The sequence below is a fragment of the Amycolatopsis sp. WAC 01376 genome, assembly GCF_003947415.1.
Taxonomy (GTDB): domain Bacteria; phylum Actinomycetota; class Actinomycetes; order Mycobacteriales; family Pseudonocardiaceae; genus Amycolatopsis.
This window is the reverse complement of sequence record NZ_QHKL01000003.1, coordinates 326,986-345,110: the sequence shown is the minus strand read 5'-3', so window position 1 is coordinate 345,110 and position 18,125 is coordinate 326,986. Positions and strand designations below refer to the sequence as shown.

17 protein-coding genes and 1 tRNA gene are annotated in these 18,125 nt (G+C 69.0%); 3 read left to right on the top strand and 15 right to left on the bottom strand.

The genetic code is table 11. From position 1 onward, the window contains the following. Positions 1-126: 126 nt before the first annotated feature. Positions 127-199, bottom strand: a tRNA-Asn gene (locus tag DMH03_RS18360). A 162-nt stretch (positions 200-361) separates the two neighbouring features. Here DMH03_RS18360 and DMH03_RS18355 point away from each other — a divergent pair. Continuing rightward, positions 362-541 (top strand): hypothetical protein, encoded by a 180-nt coding sequence (locus DMH03_RS18355; protein WP_007031230.1) that lies wholly within the window; start codon positions 362-364, stop codon positions 539-541. Between the two features lie 74 nt (positions 542-615). Here the strand turns inward: DMH03_RS18355 and DMH03_RS18350 are convergent, their stop codons facing one another. From DMH03_RS18350 to dnaG, 3 genes are read right to left on the bottom strand one after another with little or no spacing between them, the layout of a single operon-like run. Then, positions 616-1,380, bottom strand: coding sequence for a trans-aconitate 2-methyltransferase (locus DMH03_RS18350; RefSeq protein ID WP_125793245.1), 765 nt, complete (start codon positions 1,378-1,380; stop codon positions 616-618). A 33-nt stretch (positions 1,381-1,413) separates the two neighbouring features. Continuing rightward, positions 1,414-1,926: a hypothetical protein gene (locus tag DMH03_RS18345; RefSeq protein ID WP_125793244.1), complete on the bottom strand. Its 513-nt coding sequence runs from the start codon at positions 1,924-1,926 to the stop codon at positions 1,414-1,416. Positions 1,927-1,928: 2 nt separating this feature from the next. Beyond that, positions 1,929-3,833 (bottom strand): DNA primase, encoded by a 1,905-nt coding sequence (dnaG, locus tag DMH03_RS18340; RefSeq protein WP_233611549.1) that lies wholly within the window; start codon positions 3,831-3,833, stop codon positions 1,929-1,931. A 208-nt stretch (positions 3,834-4,041) separates the two neighbouring features. On the opposite strand from dnaG, the gene DMH03_RS18335 reads away from it, so the two are divergent. Further along, positions 4,042-4,980 (top strand): sigma-70 family RNA polymerase sigma factor, encoded by a 939-nt coding sequence (locus DMH03_RS18335; RefSeq protein WP_125793242.1) that lies wholly within the window; start codon positions 4,042-4,044, stop codon positions 4,978-4,980. Between the two features lie 57 nt (positions 4,981-5,037). Here DMH03_RS18335 and DMH03_RS18330 read toward each other — a convergent pair whose 3' ends face one another. Then, positions 5,038-5,604 carry a carboxymuconolactone decarboxylase family protein gene (locus DMH03_RS18330; protein WP_125785830.1) on the bottom strand — a complete coding sequence of 189 codons (567 nt, stop codon included), beginning with the start codon at positions 5,602-5,604 and terminating at the stop codon, positions 5,038-5,040. Positions 5,605-5,805: 201 nt separating this feature from the next. Here DMH03_RS18330 and DMH03_RS18325 point away from each other — a divergent pair, with 201 nt between their 5' ends. Next, positions 5,806-6,945, top strand: a complete 1,140-nt coding sequence (locus DMH03_RS18325; RefSeq protein ID WP_125793241.1) for an aldehyde dehydrogenase family protein — start codon at positions 5,806-5,808, stop codon at positions 6,943-6,945. Positions 6,946-6,954: 9 nt separating this feature from the next. On the opposite strand, the gene DMH03_RS18320 is transcribed toward DMH03_RS18325, so the two are convergent. The 10 genes from DMH03_RS18320 to DMH03_RS18275 all read right to left on the bottom strand — a co-directional run bounded on the left by DMH03_RS18320 (position 6,955) and on the right by DMH03_RS18275 (position 18,080). Continuing rightward, on the bottom strand, positions 6,955-8,757 hold the full coding sequence (locus tag DMH03_RS18320) for a glycosyl transferase (RefSeq protein ID WP_125793240.1): 1,803 nt from the start codon (positions 8,755-8,757) through the stop codon (positions 6,955-6,957). Between the two features lie 9 nt (positions 8,758-8,766). Then, on the bottom strand, positions 8,767-9,843 hold the full coding sequence (locus tag DMH03_RS18315) for a serpin family protein (RefSeq protein ID WP_125793239.1): 1,077 nt from the start codon (positions 9,841-9,843) through the stop codon (positions 8,767-8,769). 443 nt (positions 9,844-10,286) lie between these two features. After that, positions 10,287-11,558 (bottom strand): deoxyguanosinetriphosphate triphosphohydrolase, encoded by a 1,272-nt coding sequence (locus DMH03_RS18310; RefSeq protein WP_125793238.1) that lies wholly within the window; start codon positions 11,556-11,558, stop codon positions 10,287-10,289. A 39-nt stretch (positions 11,559-11,597) separates the two neighbouring features. Next, complete coding sequence (locus tag DMH03_RS18305) at positions 11,598-12,230, bottom strand: YdcF family protein (RefSeq protein ID WP_125793237.1); 633 nt, start codon at positions 12,228-12,230, stop codon at positions 11,598-11,600. Between the two features lie 32 nt (positions 12,231-12,262). After that, a complete protein-coding gene (locus tag DMH03_RS18300) occupies positions 12,263-12,868 on the bottom strand; it encodes a response regulator transcription factor (RefSeq protein WP_125793236.1) in 606 nt (201 codons plus the stop codon). After that, the gene (locus DMH03_RS18295; RefSeq protein WP_125793235.1) at positions 12,865-14,061 is read right to left on the bottom strand and encodes a sensor histidine kinase; all 1,197 of its coding nucleotides are present in this window, start codon (positions 14,059-14,061) and stop codon (positions 12,865-12,867) included. Before DMH03_RS18295 ends, DMH03_RS18300 begins: the two co-directional genes overlap by 4 nt. A 15-nt stretch (positions 14,062-14,076) precedes the next feature. Beyond that, complete coding sequence (locus tag DMH03_RS18290; RefSeq protein ID WP_125793234.1) at positions 14,077-14,805, bottom strand: ABC transporter permease; 729 nt, start codon at positions 14,803-14,805, stop codon at positions 14,077-14,079. Continuing rightward, positions 14,802-15,725, bottom strand: a complete 924-nt coding sequence (locus tag DMH03_RS18285; RefSeq protein WP_199748918.1) for an ABC transporter ATP-binding protein — start codon at positions 15,723-15,725, stop codon at positions 14,802-14,804. Before DMH03_RS18285 ends, DMH03_RS18290 begins: the two co-directional genes overlap by 4 nt. 189 nt (positions 15,726-15,914) lie before the next feature. Continuing rightward, the gene (locus DMH03_RS18280) at positions 15,915-17,303 is read right to left on the bottom strand and encodes a glycine--tRNA ligase (RefSeq protein ID WP_125793233.1); all 1,389 of its coding nucleotides are present in this window, start codon (positions 17,301-17,303) and stop codon (positions 15,915-15,917) included. 93 nt (positions 17,304-17,396) lie between these two features. Next, entirely contained in the window at positions 17,397-18,080 is a 684-nt protein-coding gene (locus DMH03_RS18275) for a class F sortase (protein ID WP_125793232.1), read from the bottom strand. Positions 18,081-18,125: the final 45 nt, after the last annotated feature.

The following is an 18,125-nucleotide window of genomic DNA, read 5'->3' as shown; positions in this document are numbered from 1 at the left end:
ACGTGCGCCTTCGTCGCGCATCGAACGGGCCGTCACAACAGTCCCGGGTAGTCACTGGACGGGCGTCAAAATCGGCACTGGTACCCCAGACACGAAGAAGCCCAGGCCGCGTGGCCTGGGCTTGTGCTCCCCCGCTTGGACTCGAACCAAGAACCCTCCGGTTAACAGCCGAATGCTCTGCCAGTTGAGCTACAGGGGATCGTGCTCCGCACCGGCCGGATCGCTCCGACCGATGAGAGAACTTTAGCCCATGCCCTCCGGTGGCCGTGCACCCACCCCCACTTTCTCCGGCCACCTCGTCAAGCTCGCGTTTTGAGGGACAATGGCAGCCGGAGCAAGATCGAAGGAGGCGTGGACTCGGATGAAGATGTTCCTGCTGGGTGCGGCCGCGGGCTACGTATTGGGCGCGAAGGCCGGCCGGGGACGGTACGAGCAGATCGTGCGGACGTACCGCAAGATCGCTGACCACCCCATGGTGCAGGGCGCCGCCGGGGTCGCTCGCGCCAAGGTCGGTGAGCGGTTCGGGCGGCCTCAGCGCTGACCGCACCCGAGACGTGCCGAAAGGGCCCTTCACCGCATGAGACGCGGTCAAGGGCCCTTTCGCAGACAGAGAAGTCAGCCCACCGTGGCGACCACGAAGACGCGCCGGAACTCGAACCAGGTGGTCCCGTCGGGGCGCGGCGGGTAGGCGTTGTCCAGCTCGCGGGCGATCTGCGCGCGGAACTGGTCCCATTCGGCTCCGGCGAGGGCCTCCTTGACCGGCAGCAGCGAGGTGCCGGTGATCCATTCGAGTATGGCGTCCTTCCCCGCCAGCCGCTGCAGGTACGTCGTCTCCCAGGCGTCGACGGCGCAGCCGGCGTCGGCGAGCAGGTTCCCGTAACCGAGCGGGCTGTCGACGGCCTCGTTCTCCCGCAGGACGACGTCGGCGAGGCGCGGAGCCCACTCCTCGGTGCGCGCGAGGGCGCGGACCAGGGCATGTGACGGGGCGTCGAAGTTGCCGGGGACCTGGAACGCGAGCGTCGCCCCGGACGGCAGGAGGCCCACCCAGCGGCGGAGCAGGTCACGGTGCTCCGGGACCCACTGGAGCACGGCGTTCGAGATGACCACGTCGGTGTCCGGTTCGGGCACCCAGTCGTTGACGTCGAGCACTCGCGCGTCGACGCCGCGTGAGCGTGCGGCTTCGACCATTTCGGGTGAACTGTCGCTCGCCTCGATGATCGCGTCCGGCCAGCGTTCCGCCAGGCCCGCGGTCAGGTTGCCGGGTCCGCAGCCGAGGTCGGCGACCCGGCGGGGTTTCTCCGCCGTGATCCGCCCGACGAGGTCATGGAACGGCCTGGCCCGGAGGCCGGCGTAGTCGAGGTACTTGACCGGATCCCACATGGCGCCTCCCAGCGATACAGTACGAGCGTACTGCTAGCCGTGGGGCTTCGCCAGTTTCTCGGCCGCTTCCTCGGCGATCGCCTTGACCACGTCGGCGTCCGTGCCCGGATCGGGCCGCACCTGCAGCACCGTGCCGTCCTGGCCGGGGACCTTGCGCTCGACGAACCACGCTCCGCCGGTCCCGAAGTCCTTGCGATGCCGCCCGCGGACCGAGCCGTCGACCCGCTGCCGCACCAGGAGCGGGACCTTGCCGGGCCGGGCGAGCCGGAACCGGATCGGGGTCTTGTCGGCCAGCAGCACGGCCTTCCCCGCGGTCCCGGTCTCCTCGGACTCGGTCAGGGTCAGCACCCCGTCCGACCACGCGGCCTTGCCGACCAGATGCCAGCCGACCCTGCGCGGCCCCGGAATCCACAACCCCAGCGCCGTCACCAGCAGGTATCCGCCGCCCTCGACGGCCGCGCTCCCGACGACGTGCTCGCCGTCGTCCAGTGTGCCGTCGAAATCCGCCGGGACACGGTCACCCAGCAGGTGACGCAGCCAGCCCATGCTCAGTCCAATCCGCCGATGGCCTGTTCCTTCAGCGCCTTCCGGTACTGCTCGAGCGCGACGAGGTCGCCGAACAGCGCGCGGTAGTCGTCCGGCGCCTCGACCGGCGAAAGCCGCTGGAGCTTCGACTTGATCTCGTTGATCTGGCGGGCGACCAGGCTTTCCTGCACCGCCGCGAGCTGCGCGGAAATGTAGCGCGAGTCGACTTCGCCCTTGGCACGCAACGGTTCCACCGAAAGTTCGCTGAGCACTCGCCGCACCGTCCCTTGCGGACAGTGCGGGACGGCCGCGTCGAGCAGGGATGGCCCGGTCAGCCCGGAACCCGCTCCCCCGGCGGACAGCAACGCCTTGTGGATGGCGACGTAAACCGGATGGGTGAACGCGTCCTCGGGGAGCGCGTCGTACTCCGCCCCGGCGAGCATCGGCTGCTGCAGGGCCGCCTTGAGCGCCTCGCGCTGCGCGATGAACCGCGGATCGCCGGGCGCGGGGCGTGGCAGATCCTCCTCGGCGGTGGCCGTGGCCCCCGTGGCCGGCCGCCGGACCTCGATCGTCGTGGAGCGTTTCGCCATGGCACCCGCGCTGCCGCGGACCCGGTTCACCACCTGTGCCGCGTCCTGCCACCCGACCCACCAGGCGAGTTTCGACGCGTAGCCGTCGCGGCTGGCGCGGTCCTTGATGCCCGCGACCATCGGGACGGTCTTCTGCAGTGCCGCGACCTGACCGTCGACGGAGTCGAGGTCGAAGCCCTTGAGCATGCTCTTGATCGCGAATTCGAACAGCGGGATCCGCCGCGCGACCAGGTCGCGCACGGCGGTGTCGCCCTTGGCGAGCCGCAGTTCACAGGGATCCATGCCGTCGGGGGCGACCGCGATGTAGGTCTGCCCGGCGAAGGTCTGGTCGCCCTCGAAGGCCTTCAACGCCGCCTTCTGGCCGGCTTCGTCACCGTCGAAGGTGAAGATCACTTCGCCGCGGAAGGCGTCGTCGTCCATCATCAGCCGCCGGAGGACCTTCATGTGGTCCTCGCCGAACGCCGTGCCCGACGACGCCACGGCCGTCGGCACCCCGGCGGCGTGCATCGCCATCACGTCGGTGTAGCCCTCGACGACGACGACCTGGTGCCGCTTCGCGATCTCGCGTTTGGCCAGATCGAGGCCGAACATGACCTGCGACTTCTTGTAGATCGGCGATTCCGCGGTGTTCAGGTACTTCGCCGAGACACGGTCGTCGTCGTACAGGCGCCGCGCGCCGAACCCGACCACCTCGTTGCCGACGTCGCGGATGGGCCAGAGCAGCCGCCGGTTGAACCGGTCCATCGGCCCGCGCTGGCCTTCCTTGGCCAGCCCGGCGGTGAGCAGTTCCTTGACTTCGAAGCCGCGGTTGAGCAGATGTTTGGTGAGCTTGTCCCAGCCGGCGGGCGCGTATCCGCAGCCGAACGTCTGCGCGGCGGCGGCGTCGAAACCCCGTTCGGACAGGAAGTCCCTCGCCGCACGCGCGTCCGGGGTGAGCAGCTGCTCGGCGTAGAACTCCTGGGCCGCGCGGTGCGCTTCGATCAGCCGGGCGCGGGTGCCGCGATCCCGCTGGACGCTTCCGCCGCCGCCTTCGTAGGTCAGCCGGAACCCCGCGCGATCCGCGAGCCGCTCGACGGCTTCGACGAACGAGATCAGGTCCATCTTCTGGATGAACTTGATCACGTCACCGCCTTCGCCGCAGCCGAAGCAGTGGAAGGTGCCGTGGGAGGGGCGCACGTTGAACGACGGGGTCTTCTCGTTGTGGAACGGGCAAAGCCCTTTCAGGCTGCCGCCGCCGGCGTTGCGGAGGGCCACGTAATCCGCGATGACCTCGTCGATCCGGTTGCGCTCGCGCACCTCCGCGATGTCGCTGTCCCGAATCCGTCCTGCCACGCTCATCACTCTAGGCCGTGTCCGGTAAGTCGGTTCGATGGGCTTCGTGATCCAGGTGGTTCCTGACGGTGCGAGCGGATCGCCCTCGTACCGGGTCGTACTCGGGCGCATCCGCCCGTGCCGTCAGGAACCACCTGGGCGCGAAGACCGCGAACCGACTTACCGGACACGGCCTAGTTCCCGCTCACGGAGCACTGTGCGGCACACTCGGGGAATGAGCACCGCCCTGGACGAACTAGCCGGGAACTTCGCCACGCTGCGCCCTCATCTGGTGTCGGTCGCGTACCGGCTCACGGGCACGCTGTCCGACGCCGAGGACGCGGTCCAGGAGTCTTGGCTGCGCCTGAGCGGCCTGGACGAGCGCCGCCGTTCGGCCATCGAGGACCACAAGGGCTGGCTGACCACCGTCGTCAGCCGGATCTGCCTCGACCGGCTGCGGTCCGCGGTGGTGCGCCGCGAACGGTACGTCGGCGAATGGCTGCCCGAACCGGTCCTCGGCCCGCTGGGCACGCCGTCGTCGGAAGATCCGCTGACCGTCGCGGTCCGCGACGACGGGATGCGGATGGCGGCGATGGTGGTCCTCGACCGGCTCACGCCGGAGCAGCGCGTCGCGTTCGTCCTGCACGACGCGTTTTCGGTGCCGTTCGGCGAGATCGCCGAGATCCTGGGCTGCACGCCGGAGGCCGCGCGCCAGCACGGTTCCCGCGGCCGCCGCGCGGTCGCCGACGCCGATCCGCCGCCCCGGACGGCGCTCGCCGAGCAGCAGCAGATCATCGAGAAGTTCATGACCGCGATGCTCACCGGCGACATCCAGGCGGTGGCGGAGGTCCTCCACCCCGACGTCGTCCTCGTCGGCGACGGCGGCGGCAAGGCGCGCACGGCGGTGCACACGGTCGCCGGATTCGACAAGGTCACCCGGCTGTTCCAGGGGCTCATGCGGATGTACGACCCGGCCGGGATCGAGCAGGCAAGGGTCGCGCTCGTCAACGGCGACCTCGGGCTGTACATCCCGCCGCAGGCGGCCTCCGCCGATTACCGGGCGCTCGACGAGCACGTCGACGCGTTCGTCATCCGCGACGGGAAGATCGTGGCGATCTACGACATGGCGAACCCGGACAAGCTCACCACCGCGCGGACCCGCGTCGGCCCCTGACCGCGTTTAGTCCTCTGAATGCGCCCTGGCGCATTCAGAGGACTAAACGCGGGAGTTTCAGGGAAGCGGGATCTTGCAGGCGTCGCCCGAGGTGAAGCCCTGCGCGGTGATGTCGAGCGCGCTGTTCATCCGGGCACGCATGTTCTCGAGCCCGATCTGGTAGGTCAGCTCGATGACGCCCTTGCGGCCGAACTCGCGTTCCAGTTCGGCGACCTGCTCGTCGGTGACGGTCACCGGGCTCGCGGTCATCGCGTCGGCGTACGCGAGCCCGAGCCGTTCCTGGTCGGTGAAGGCGGGCGACTTCGCGTAGTCGTCGATGTTCTTCAGCCGTTCGATGTCGAGCCCCTCGTGCAGTTGCAGCATGGTCCCGAAGTCGATGCACCACGTGCAGCCGAGCTGGGTCGCGACGCGGTACACGGCCAGCTCGCGCACGTTGGCGGGCAGCGTCTTGCTGGCCTTTTCCGCCAGCATTTCGTGCATGCCGTTGGCCCGGAGCAGTGCCGGGTGGTGCGCGTAGACGGCCATCGGCTCGGGGACGGCACCGAAGCGCTTGCCGGCGAACTTGTAGATCAGCTTCAGCAGGAAGCCGGCTTCGGCGGTCTTGACGGCGGGAATGCGCGGCATGGTGTCCTCCTCGTGCGGTTGCGATCACCCTCTGGACGAGGCCGGCGGCGCAGACGTGACAGGCGCTTCGGTGACGTGGACCACGCGGAGTATTTAGCCTTTTCGCCGGAACCCTCATTCGATCAATGAGGGTACGCTCACACTCTGCGATTCCTTCGATACAACCGGCGAGCCCTCCGCACTCTCCCCCGGAGGAAACACATGGACCATCCGAGGCTCGCCGTCGAGAATCCCGCGACCGGGCGGCCGATCACGACCGTCCCGGACGACGGCCCGGCCGATGTCGACAAAGCGGTACGCGCCGCCGTCGGGGCCTGGCCCGCCTGGCGAGTCTCGGATCGGCACGCGGCGCTGATGTCGTGCGCGGTCGTCGTCGAGGAGGCCGCGCCGGTGCTGGCCCCCGTGCTGACCGAGGAGCAGGGGAAACCGCTCCGGGAAGCCAAAGAGGAGTTCGCCGAGGCCGCCGCGCGGTTCCGGTACTTCGCCGGTGCGCGGGCCGGATCGCTTCTCGTCGGCCACGGCCCGGTCGCCGCGATCACGCCGTGGAGCTTTCCCGTGCGACTGGCCGCCGCGGAACTCGCGCCGTCGTTCGCCGCGGGCGACACGGTAGTGCTCACACCGTCGCCGCATACCCCGCTCACCACCCTGCACCTGGGCCGGATGCTGGCGGAGGTGCTGCCGCCGGGGGTGCTGACGGTGCTCACCGGACGGGATCCGCTCGGCGAACGGCTGGCCGCCACGCCCGGACTGCGACGGCAGGCGCCGGAACCGGGCGGCAACGATCCCGCGATCGTCCTCCCCGGCACCGATCCTGCCCTCATCGCGGAAAGCCTGTTCTGGAGCGCGTTCACCAATTGCGGGCAGCTGTGCACGGCGGTCGAACGGGTCTACGCCGTCGGATCCGCGTACGACGGCGTGGTCGAGGCGCTCGCGGCCTCGGCGGCGAAGGTCGTGGTCGGCGACGGGCGGACGCCCGGCACGCAGATCGGCCCCGTGAACAACCGGCCGCGGCACGACCGCGTCACCGGCCTCACCGAGGAGGCCAGGTCGGACGGCGCGCGGATCGTCACCGGCGGACCGCTCGACCGACCCGGCTACTTCTTCGCCCCGGCGATCGTCGCCGAGGCGCACGACGGGATGCGCGTGGTCGCCGAGGAACAGTTCGGCCCGGTGCTGCCGGTCGTCCGATGCTCCACAGTGGACGAAGCGCTCGGGCTCGCCAACGCCACGACGCCCGGCTCGCGCGCATCGGTGTGGGGCACGGACGAGGAGCACGCCGTGGAAGTCGCGACACGGCTCGACTACGGGACGGTGTGGGTCAACGAGCACAAGGTCTCGTGAGTCCCGCGGTCAGGGAGTGATCGTCCGCACGTCCCACACCCAGACGCCGTCGACGAACTCGGCGGGTTTCCGCAGCAGCAGGTCGACGGTGGCCCGGAAGGCGTCCTGGTGCTCGCGCGGGATCAGCACGAGCACGTCGGCGTTCCAGTACCGCAGATCCTCCAGCGCCTGCTCCCGCTGCGACTCGGTGATCGTCGCCGGGATGCCGGTCTGCTTGATCTGGTCGAAGATGACCGACGTCGGCCGCTGGATGGCGCCGTAACGGCCGCGTTTGTCGTCCGGGCCGCTGGGCCCGACGAAGTAGCCCTCCGGCATCGCGTAGCCGAGTCCCGCGTCGATCTGCCAGTGCAGTGGTTCGGATTCGCCGGAACTCGGCAACGGCACGGGTACCACGGTCCCGCCGGGCGCGACGTAGCTTCGCCAGGTCCCGTCGGCGAGGAACCGCGGCGTCTGCGGCCGGTCCTTCACGATCAGTTGCGTCGGCGCGATCGGCAGCAGAACCGCGATCACGACGCCGATCCACACCAGCCGCAACGGGAATCGCCGCTCCCCCGGCACTTCCGGCAGTTGCGACGCGACCGCGTAGACACGCTCGGTCGCCAGCGCCAGCAACGCGCCGATGAGCGGGATGCAGCCCATCGCGAGCCGCGATTCCAGCAGCGATTCGAACAGGGGCAGTTCGGAGAAGAGTTTCCACGGCCCCGGGATCCCGGTCTCCTCGTGCACCACGATCAGTTGCACGCCAAGGGAAAGCCAGGCCATCACGAACATCGAGATCGCCAGCGCCCGCGCGAACACCTCACGCCACAGCCAGGCGGTGATCACCACCATCAGCACGATCAACGGCCAGCCGAAGAAGGCGTTCTCCTCGGTGCGGTTCATCGACACGTCCGCGGCGGCCTGCGGCTGCCCGGCGACCGACTGGGTGGCGAACCGGGTGAACGCGGCGGTGTCGTTCCCGACGGGGCCGTGCTCGATCGCCTGATAGCTCTGCGGGCCGAAGAACTGCCACCACAGCGGGAAAGCACACAGCACGAGCGCCACGAGGACACCGATGCCGACACCGATCCCCAGCGGTTTCGCCATCGGCGGGAACTCGCGGTAGTTCGTCGCGAAGTAGGCGATGGCGAAGATCGCGAACGCCATCGCGAAGATCAGCAGCGGTTCTTCACCGAGGAAGATCTGGTACGCCGCCAGCAGGCCGAGGAAGATCCCGTTGCGCACCGGACGCTCGCCGCGCGCGATCTTGAACACCAGCAACGCGATGAACGGCAGGACGAACCACGCGACGAAGTTCGGATGCGCGTTGCCGTGCGAGATCATCGGCGGGGCGAAGCCGACGAACGCGCCGCCGATCGCCGCGCCGACCCGGTGGGTGACCAGATGCCGCGAGAAGACCCAGTACCAGGCCGCCGCCGTGCCGGCCAGACCGCCGGTGAGCGCGATGGCCCAGGTGACCGTCGGGCCGAAGGTGAGCGTGACCGGCGCCAGCGGGATGCCGATGCCGAGCATGGCCGTGTTGGCCATCAGGTTCACGCCGAGCGGATGATTCTGGAAATGCGAGCTGAGCGGATTCCTCAGGTGCAGCACGTTGTCCGCGGTGACGGAGAAGAACCACTCCCACAGGTTCTGGTCCGACGCGCTGTTCCAGAGATAGCCCTCCTTGAGGTCGAGCCAGAGCCCGTTGTAGAGCAGGAAGGCGAACAGCAGGAAGCCGCCCATGATGGCGGCGTCGGCGGCGGCGAACCGGCGGGGTCTCGTGGGAGTCTTCCCGGCCTCCACGTCCGCCGCCTCAGCCTGGAAAAGACTCACTGACCATCCTCACGGCTCGACAACGCGGGCGAGAAAGTAGATCACACCCGTCGAGGCATGCCTGACGAGCAGAAGGAAGGGGCGATCGACGGCGACTTCCAGGGGTTCGTCGACGATGAGCGACGTCAGCCGCATCAGCACCGCCGTCGCGGCGGCGCCTTCGAGGCCTTGTTCGTCGATGCGCAGCACGGACTGGTGGACGACCTCGGACACTTCGAGCCGGTCGTCGTCGGCGAGCGCGGTGAGGTCGGCGGCGGCGGTGAACATCGTGCGCACACCGAGATCCTGGAGTTTCGCCGTCAGCGGGCTGTCGACGTCGAGGTCGAGTTTCGGCAGTGACAGGGCGATCGTCTTGGACCGCGTGTTGTCCAGCAGTACCGCGAGCTTGCCCGCGTCGAGTTCGGCGTCGTCGAGATCGCCGTCCGGCAGCAGGATGACCGCCTCCACCCCACCCTCGGCGCCGAGGCGGACGACCTGCCAGCCGTCCTCGTGGGTGTGGTCGAGCTGTTTTTCGAGCCACATCGTCGGCACCGTACGGGTGCCGGACGGCGCGTGGAAGTCCGCGGGCGCGGTGTTGTCACCGGAGAACGGATTGGTCCACGCGGTTTTGAGATACAGGGCGTTGACGATCGCGGCGACGGTGTCCGGCGCGACGGTCCCCTGCTTCAGCAGTTCGGGGATCAGCTCGCGGGTGGCCTCGGCGACATCGGCGTTGATCAGCCGCCGCGCGGCCTCCGGATCGTCGCCGAACGGGGCGCTCTCGACCTTCCCGCCCGGCCAGGTGGCGAGTTCCGCGCGGAAGGAATCCTCGATCGGCAGCCCGTCCCAGGCCCAGAGCGTGTTCGCGACCGCGAGTTCGGGGCCGTCGTCGAGCAGCGACGAGGCCTTGCCCAGGAGGTCGGCGAGCTCGTCCGGGTCGCCGAGCAGCGCGATCAGTTCCTCTCTGGTCTTCCCCTTGGCGGCCTGCGTCACCAGGCCGAGCGCGCTCGCGATCGAGTACGGCGAGAAGCACGCGTTCTCCGTGCGGCTCGCCAGCACCCGATAGAGGTCCAGACCAAACCGGAGGTGGCTTTCGACAGCGCCCATGCCGCAGACCGTACCGTGCACGGGCCCGTCCGTCTCCTGTCCGAAAGTTCCGCCTTGCCGGCGGTCCGGCTCAGGCGGCGCAGGTGGCGGTGTCGCGTGATCGAACGGACGACACACGTGATCAGAGGGACGACACACGTGTCGTCCGTCCCGTCACGTGTGTCGTCCGTCGGATCACACGTGCCGTCCGCTCAGTCACGCGAAACCGCCGTTCGGTACAGGTGCTCGTAAGTGTTTCGGGTCACTCTGGCGAGCCTCCTCTTAGGTACCTGCGGCGCTTCGTGTGTGATGCCAGGTCTGAGGTACATGAAGGACCCCTTCATGTACTGGGGTTTGTCCGTGAAGGCCTCCTTGAGGGACCCAGAGTCCCTCAAGGAGGCCTTCACGGACCCGGCCCTGAGATCAACCGCAGCCGGAATCCACAGAGGTACCTAAAGACTCCGTCAGCCGTGCCGGCCCGTGTGCCAGGCATGCCACGCGTAGGCCTGCGCGTCCGTGAGCGACGCCACCTGGTCGACGACCACGCGCAGGCGTGCCGCATCATCCGGGGCGGCCTCCCACGCGGGCAGGAACAGCCCGTCGAGCGCGTCGGGCGCGCGGCGGCACAGCGCCTCGACCAGTTCGGCGAGCGTCTGACGCTGGCCGTCCTGCATCGCGAGGCGCCGCCTGTCGCTCATCACGTACCGCAGCGCGAGCGCCTTGAACAACGCGACCTCGGCCGCGACCTGCTCCGGGATGACGAGCCGCGCGGCGTAGCGGCTCAGCGGTCCTTCGCCGTGCACCTCCCGCGTCGCGCCGACCACCGCCGTCGCGAACCTGCCGACCAGCTCACTCGTCAGCCGCTTCAGCGCGACCTGTGCCTTGAGCGATCCGTCGAGCCCCGGTTCGATGAGTTCGGCGACCACGGGCAGGTCGAGCAGTTCCTTCGCCGCACCCTCCAAAGTGGACTGAGACTGCCCCGAGAATCGGCGCGCCGCCTCGGCCACCGCCGCGCGTTCCTCCGCGTCGGCCAATACTCGCAACGAGATGCGGCCGGCCAGCACCCCGTCCTCGACGTCGTGCACCGAGTACGCGACGTCGTCGGACCAGTCCATGATCTGCGCTTCCAGACAGGTGCGGCGCTCCGGCGCACCCTCCCGGACCCACGCGAACACCTCGGCGTCGTCGGCGTAGACGCCATACTTCGGATTGCCCTCTTCACGCTGCCACGGGTACTTCGTCGAGGCGTCGAGACAGGCGCGGGTGAGATTCAGCCCGCCGACGACCCCGCCTTCGAGCAGGACCTTGGGCTCCAGCCTCGTCAGGATCCGCAACGTCTGCGCGTTGCCCTCGAAACCACCGCACGGCTGCGCGACCTCGTTCAGCGCGCGCTCGCCGTTGTGCCCGAACGGCGGATGCCCGATGTCGTGCGCGAGACCGGCGGTGTCCACCAGATCCGGGTCCGCGCCCAGTTCGTCCGCGATCCCCCTGCCGATCTGCGCGACCTCCAGCGAATGCGTCAGCCGGGTGCGCGGCACGCCGCTGACCTCGGCGCCTTCACCCGGCCCGACCACCTGCGTCTTGCCTGCCAGCCGCCGCAGGGCCGCCGAGTGCAGAACCCGCGCGCGATCACGGGCGAAGGCGCTTCGCCCGTCACTGGCGCCCTCCAGCGCCGCGCCCTTGGGCCGCTCGGGCAGCAGACGCGCCCTGTCGGCCTGGGTGTAGGTGTCGCTCACCCGACCAGCTTAAGCCTGGTCACCGACACTCAGCGGGTTTCAGACGACGGCCGGGGACTTCGTGAGCCGGTAATACAGCAGCGCGCCGGTCTCGCGGACGATGTAGCGCGCCTGGGTCTCGCGGGCCTGCACGACCGGACCGCGGTGGGTCGGCGAGGTCCAGGTCTCCAGCCCGAGGTCGTCGGCCATCACCCGCGCGCGGAAGGAATGCCACGGGTCGCTGACGAGCACCGCTGTCTTCCATCCCCGCTTCTGCACCTGCTCGGCGACCGCGCGCAGGCTGCGCAGGGTGTCGCTGCCCTCGCCGACGGGCAGCGTCGCCGACTGGGGCACGCCGCGTTTGCGCAGCCACTGCACACCCGCCTGTGCCTCGGTGTAGTTGTCGTCGGCCTTCTTGCCGCCCGCGGTGACGATCACCTTCGCGACGCCCTGGTCGTACAGCGTCTTCGCCTTCGCCAGCCGGGCCTGGAAGATCTCCGACGGCCTGCCGTTGTACTGGGCGGCGCCGAGCACCACGATGACGTCGGCCTGATCGCGCACGTCCTCCCGCGCGACCTGCCAGACCCGGAACGCCGTTCCGCCGATCACCGCGACGACGATCAGCAGGAAACCCGCCAGGATCCGGCGCACCCAGTTCGCGCGGGTGGGTTTCGTCCGTTCGGCGGTACTCACGAGAGTGATTCTCGCAGAGCGGCGAGACGATCTCAGAGCCAGCCGTGCTCTTCCGCGAGCCGCACCGCCTCGGCCCGCGTCCTCGCCCCGGTCTTGCCCATCGCGGCCGAGAGATGGTTGCGCACGGTGCCTTCGGAAAGGTGCAGCGCACCCGCGATGCCGGCCACCGTGCCGCCGTCCTTGGCGGCCCGCAGGACGTCGTGCTCGCGTCCGGTGAGCGGGCTCGCGCCGGTGGCGAGCGATTCGGCGGCGAGCGCGGGATCGACCACCCGGAGCCCGCCGTGGACCCGGCGGACGGCGTCGACGAGCTGCTCCGGCGGCGCGTCCTTGACCACGAATCCGGCGGCGCCCGCCGCCATCGCCCGCGAGAGATAACCGGGTCTGCCGAAGGTGGTGCAGATGATGATCCGGCACAACGGGAGCGCGCCGTGCAGTTCCGCGGCGGCTTCGAGACCGTCCTTACCCGGCATCTGGACGTCGAGCAGCGCGACGTCCGGAGCAGTCTCCTTCGCCCGTTGGAGCACTTCGTCGCCCGAGCCGACCTGCGCGACCACCTCGATGTCGGTTTCGAGGCCGAGCACGGTGGCCAACGCCCCGCGCACCATCGCCTGGTCGTCGGCGAGCAGGACCCGGATCACGCGCAGCCTCCAGCTGGTTCGGAGAGCGGCGCACGCGCGACGCTCCGCAAGGCGGATTCGGGTACCTCCGCCCGGACGAGCCATCCTCCCCCAGGCGGCGTGGTGGCGGTCAAGGTCCCGCCGACCGCGGCCAAGCGTTCGGCGAGCCCGCGCAGGCCGTTGCCCGGCTTCTCCTCGCTGCCCTCGCCGTCGTCCTCGACCTCCAGCCACGTCCCGCCGAAGCGGACTTTGACCCGCTTCGCCCCGGAATGCCGGAGAACGTTGGTCACCGCCTCCCGCAGCACGTAGCCGAAGGTCCGTTGCAGGGCGGGATCGACGTTGTCCACCGCGTGCGGCAGATCCGCGTCGATCTCGGCCGCCCGCAGCGCCGCCCTCGCCCCGGCGACCTCCGCCGACAGCGACACCTCGCGGTACTCGGAGACCGTGGCGCGGATGTCCGTGAGCGCGCTGCGGGTCAGGCTCTCGACCTCGCTGATCTCCTGCAGCGCGCGGCTGTCGTCCTTGCCGCTCTCCAGGATCCGGCGCGCGAGCCCCGCCTTGACCGTGATGGTGGTGAGACTGTGGCCGAGGATGTCGTGCAGATCCCGCGCCAGGCGCTCGCGTTCACCCGCGACCGCGAGCGTCGCGATCTCCTGGTTGGCCGCCTCCAGTTTCCGCACCGCGCGGACCAGGTTCGCCATGAAGAACATCGCCGCCGTGATCGAGGCGACCGCGATGAGATCACCGAAGTCGTCCCTCCCGACGACCAGGTGGACGCCCGCGACCAGCAGCAGGGCGCCGCCGTCCAGGATCACCGCCCACGCCGGCGGCAGCGTGAAGGCCAGCACCGCCGTCGCGTAGATCAGGATGTACGGGTTGTTGTCGTGCAGGAAGACCAGGACGAGGCCGAGGAGCAGCATCACCACCGAGAAGAGGTAGGTCCTCTTCCGCCGGGTCGGCCGCAGAACGAGCGGGAACAGCAGATAACAGGCGCCGTAGGCGATGAGGAAACCGGTGATCACCACCTCTTCCGCGGTGACCCCGTCGGTGGTCAGCTCGACCACCGTGGGGATGAAACTCGGCAGGACGAAGGCGGTGCCGAGCACGGCCCACCTCGCCGGCCGGGGCCCGCGACCGGCCCGCGGCGGCATGTCCGCCCACCAGTTCTCCCGGTTGTCCAAGCCCGTCCTGACCCTGCCCGGGTAGTCGTTCACCGGTTCACCCTCTTCTCAGACCCGCGCACTGTCCTTACGGTAACGCCTGATCACCAGCGTCCCGAGGACCGCGGTCCACGCCGCCAGCACGCCGAGCGCGGCCGTGAGGCTCACCGTGAGATGGTCGGTGACCACCGGGCGGACCAGCTGGATCAGCCAGTACGTCGGCGTCAGCTGAGCGAGGTCGGCCATCCACGACGGCATCCCGTCGATGGGGATCCACAGGCCGCCGAGGAAGCCCATGCCCATCATCACGATCATGTTCACCGGCTGCATCGACTCCGGCGTGCCGAACTGGCCGAGCAACAGGCCGAGCAGCACCAGCGGGATCGCGCCGAGCCAGATGCCGGACACCAGCCGCAGCCAGCCGGCGGCGTCGAGGTGGACGCCCTGGAAGAGGACGCCGACCAGTGGGACGACGAGCAGCGCGGGAAGGGCGACGAGCATCGACGAGAGCGCCTTGCCGCCGAGATAACCCGCGCCGGTCAGCGGGGTGAGCCGCAGCTGGCGCTGCCATCCGGTGGACCGCTCGATGGCCAGTTTCGCGCCGCTTGTCATCGCGGCGGAGAAGGTACCGAAGGCCATCATGTTGACCATGATCACCCCGGTGATGTTCCCGTTGGAGCCGCCGAAAACGTTGGCCTGCAACAGGAACATCAGCACCGGGAAGGCGACGGCGAAGAGCACGAACCGCGTCGAACGGAAGGTGCGGACGATCTCGGTCTTGAGATAGGTCGGGTTCATCGGACGGCTTCCTCGGTGCTGTCGGTGGTCAGGGAAAGGAACGCGCCTTCGAGGCCGACGGCGCTGATCTCGATGTCGCGCGCTTCGGGCACGTGGGTCAGCAGCGCCCGCAGCGTGACGTCGGAATCGGAACTGGAGATCGCGGCACGGCCGCCCCGGAGTTCGAACCCGGTGATCGCGGGCAGCCCCGCGATCACCGGCTCCGCCGCCGCGGGCACCGCCGCGCGGATCGTGCGTCCCCCCGCCAGCGCACGGACCTGCGCGACCGAACCGTCCGCGACGATCCGCCCCGACCGCATCAGCACGACACGGTCGGCGAACTCCTCGGCCTCTTCGAGATAATGAGTGGCGAACAGGACCGTGCGGCCGGAGTTCGTGTACTCGTACATGGACTTCCAGAACTCGCGGCGCGTGCCGACGTCCATCGCGGCGGTCGGCTCGTCGAGGATCAGCAGATCGGGGTCGCTCACGAGCGCGACGGCGAACCGGACACGCTGCTTCTGCCCGCCGGAAAGCTTGGTGGAGCGCCGGTTCGCGAGGTCTTCGATCCCCGCGCGGCGCAGCGCCTCGCGCACGGGCATCGGCTTGCGGTGCAGCGCGGCGACCATACCGACGGTCTCGCCGACCGTGAGATCCTCGACGAGCGCGCCGCCCTGCAGCATCGCGCCGATCATCCCGTCGCCGACCGCGTCGCCCGGCTCGCGCCCGAAGACGGTCACGGTGCCGCTGTCGGGTGCCGTGAGCCCCAGGATCATGTCGACCGTGGTGGATTTGCCCGCGCCGTTGGGGCCGAGGAGGGCGACCACCTCGCCCGGCGCGATCGTCAGTTCCACGCCGTCGACGGCGTGGACGTCGCCATAGTGCTTACGCAGCCCGGAAAGCCGTACCGCCGCCCCCGCGGTGATGTCTTGTTCTCGCATGCCTAAAGCATGTCGCGGCGGGGCGCCGTGGACGTGGGCCGCGCGTCATGACCTGAGGGTGACAGTTGTCAGGGGTGGGCTTCAGCGGCTCGCTCACGACCGGTCCCGGATGTCAGGAAAGGGTCGTTCAGGACGAAAAACGTCCTGAACGACCCTTTCATGACATTTACGATCGAGCCGAACAGAGGGTCAGGCGCCGATCAGGCGACCCGCCAGGTACGACTCCAGCTTGTCGATCGCGACCCGCTCCTGCGCCATGGTGTCGCGCTCGCGCACGGTCACCGCGTGGTCGTTGAGCGAATCGAAGTCGACGGTGACGCAGTACGGCGTCCCGATCTCGTCCTGGCGCCGGTAGCGGCGGCCGATCGCGCCGGCGTCGTCGAAGTCGACGTTCCAGTGCTTGCGCAGCGCCGCCGCGACGTCGCGCGCCTTCGGCGTGAGATCGGCGTTGCGGGACAACGGGAGGACGGCGACCTTGAACGGCGCGAGCCGGTAGTCCAGCTTGAGTACCGCGCGGGTGTCGGTGCTGCCCTTGGCGTTCGGCACCTCTTCCTCGTGGTACGCGTCGACGAGGAACGCCATCATCGACCGGCCGACACCGGCCGCGGGCTCGATGACGAACGGGCGGAACCGCTGCTTCGTGGCCTGGTCGAAGAACGACAGGTCCACGCCGGAGTGGTTCGAGTGCGTCGTGAGGTCGAAGTCGGTGCGGTTCGCGATGCCCTCGAGCTCGCCCCACTCCTGGCCCGCGTTGAACGCGAAGCGGTACTCGATGTCGACGGTGCGCTTCGAGTAGTGGGAGAGCTTTTCCTTCGGGTGCTCGTAAAGGCGGAGGTTGTCCGCCTTGATGCCGAGGTCCTTGTACCACTCGGTGCGCGCGTCGATCCAGTACTGGTGCCAGGTCTCGTCCTCGCCCGGCTCGACGAAGAACTCCATCTCCATCTGCTCGAACTCGCGCGTGCGGAAGATGAAGTTGCCCGGCGTGATCTCGTTCCGGAACGACTTGCCGATCTGGCCGATGCCGAACGGCGGCTTCTTGCGTGCCGCGGTCTGCACGTTGAGGAAGTTGATGAAGATGCCCTGCGCCGTCTCCGGGCGGAGGTAGTGCACGCCTTCCTCGGACTCGACCGGGCCGAGGTAGGTCTTGAGCATCATGTTGAAGTCACGCGGCGCGGTGTACTGCCCGCGGTTGCCGCAGTTCGGGCACGGCACCTCGGACAGGTCGTCCTCGGACACCTCCTTGCCCGAACGGGCGGAGAAGTCCTCGGCCAGCTGGTCGGCACGGAACCGCTTGTGGCAGGAGAGGCATTCGATCAGCGGGTCGGTGAAGACGTCGAGGTGACCCGACGCGACCCACACCTGACGCGGCAGGATCACCGAGGAGTCGAGGCCGACGACGTCGTCCCGGCTCTGCACCACGGTCTTCCACCACTGGCGCTTGATGTTGTCCTTGAGTTCGACACCGAGGGGCCCGTAGTCCCACGCCGACTTGGTACCGCCGTAGATCTCTCCACACGGGAAAACGAAGCCTCGACGCTTGCACAGGCTGACGACGGTCTCAATGGTGTTGGCGGGCACTCCACGCTCCGAAGCATGCGGGGACGGTTATCGGACTAGAACGACAAGACTAACCGGGAGGTCCCGCGCGACTTCCGGCGAGGTTGGAACGGGTCAGGGGCGACTCACCAACGAGGCGGTGACGATGCGGTTGTCCTCGTAACCGTCGGTCCCGCCGACGTACTCGCCACCGCAGGTGACCAGCACCAGCCGATGCGGACCGTCCGGCCCGAACAGCTTCTCCGCCTGCTCGGCCAGCTTCGTCTTGTGCACGGTGACGACCTCGTCGATCTTGTAGCCCCACTTGCCGCCGTCGGTGTCGACGACATCCACCTGCTGACCGGCCTTGAGCCGCCACAACTCGTCGAACGGGCCCTTCTTCCCCTTCCAGTTCACATGCCCGGAAAGGAGCGACGCGCCCTGGTCGGCGCCCAGTTTCGCGCCCCACCAGGTGGCTTCGTCGAGACCCTCGGGGATGGGGAGGGTCCCGTCGGCGGTCAGTTCCTTGCGGATCAGTTTCGCCGTGCCACCGCCGGGAAGCTTGACCGTGCCGGGCGCCTGCCCAGCGGCGACTTCGGACGTTTGCACGGCCGACGTGTTCGCCTGGTCTTGGGCGGCGGCCGCGACGACGGGATCACTCTTTTCAGTGAACACAAGCCCGGTGAAGACGAACACCGCGACCACTGCCGCCACCACGAAGATCGCGCAACCGGCGAGGATCCACCGCAGGCCGGAGCGCTTCTTCGGCTGCTCCTCCCTCGCCGCGGCGGTGTCACCCACGTCAAACTGTCCCACCATCGGGTATTACTCCTTGCTCGCGTCAAGCCGCCGAAGCGGCCGGTG

What these genes read in the sequence shown, in the direction of transcription:
- DMH03_RS18285 (WP_199748918.1), bottom strand. Translation starts at nt 15,725, where the DNA reads ATGCGAGAACAAGACATCACCGCGGGGGCGGCGGTACGGCTTTCCGGG.
- DMH03_RS18275 (WP_125793232.1), bottom strand. Translation starts at nt 18,080, where the DNA reads ATGGTGGGACAGTTTGACGTGGGTGACACCGCCGCGGCGAGGGAGGAG.
- DMH03_RS18315 (WP_125793239.1), bottom strand. Translation starts at nt 9,843, where the DNA reads ATGGGCGCTGTCGAAAGCCACCTCCGGTTTGGTCTGGACCTCTATCGG.
- DMH03_RS18355 (WP_007031230.1), top strand. Translation starts at nt 362, where the DNA reads ATGAAGATGTTCCTGCTGGGTGCGGCCGCGGGCTACGTATTGGGCGCG.
- DMH03_RS18325 (WP_125793241.1), top strand. Translation starts at nt 5,806, where the DNA reads ATGGACCATCCGAGGCTCGCCGTCGAGAATCCCGCGACCGGGCGGCCG.
- DMH03_RS18290 (WP_125793234.1), bottom strand. Translation starts at nt 14,805, where the DNA reads ATGAACCCGACCTATCTCAAGACCGAGATCGTCCGCACCTTCCGTTCG.
- dnaG (WP_233611549.1), bottom strand. Translation starts at nt 3,833, where the DNA reads ATGAGCGTGGCAGGACGGATTCGGGACAGCGACATCGCGGAGGTGCGC.
- DMH03_RS18345 (WP_125793244.1), bottom strand. Translation starts at nt 1,926, where the DNA reads ATGGGCTGGCTGCGTCACCTGCTGGGTGACCGTGTCCCGGCGGATTTC.
- DMH03_RS18350 (WP_125793245.1), bottom strand. Translation starts at nt 1,380, where the DNA reads ATGTGGGATCCGGTCAAGTACCTCGACTACGCCGGCCTCCGGGCCAGG.
- DMH03_RS18330 (WP_125785830.1), bottom strand. Translation starts at nt 5,604, where the DNA reads ATGCCGCGCATTCCCGCCGTCAAGACCGCCGAAGCCGGCTTCCTGCTG.
- DMH03_RS18335 (WP_125793242.1), top strand. Translation starts at nt 4,042, where the DNA reads ATGAGCACCGCCCTGGACGAACTAGCCGGGAACTTCGCCACGCTGCGC.